Origin of the sequence: Vibrio sp. 10N.222.49.C9, assembly GCF_041474985.1 — a bacterium.
Lineage (GTDB): Bacteria > Pseudomonadota > Gammaproteobacteria > Enterobacterales > Vibrionaceae > Vibrio > Vibrio crassostreae_C.
Window position 1 is genome coordinate 1 of sequence record NZ_JBFRVD010000760.1, and the last position, 319, is coordinate 319.

A 319-nucleotide genomic window follows, 5' to 3' on the forward strand; every position below is an offset into this window, starting at 1 on the left:
ATCTAGGACGCAGTTGGGGTTGCCCAGCACTGTCTCCAGAAGTGAACAAAGAGATCATTGATATGATCAAAGGTGGCAGTGTTATTTACGCGAGTGCGTAAAATGACGCTCCCCAAAATACAAAGCTAGATTGTACAAGCCTGCCGAATTTATCGGTGGGCTTTGTTATTTTCTGGAAGTACCGTATTGATATCAATGCTGTGACTGAGCTTACTTAGTCGCCATTTTCACAACATAAAAACAGTGAGCGGATAGTTTTATCCCACTTAATCAATCAGGCGCATAATCAGGCTTTTTATATTGATTGTTATGTTATAAC

General features: G+C 40.4%; 1 protein-coding gene. It reads left to right on the forward strand.

All coding sequences use genetic code 11. The annotated features are described in order from the left end of the window. A partial coding sequence (locus tag AB4585_RS25455; protein ID WP_372171564.1) for a murein L,D-transpeptidase catalytic domain-containing protein occupies nt 1-101 on the forward strand: 101 nt, incomplete at its 5' end. Nucleotides 102-319: the final 218 nt, after the last annotated feature.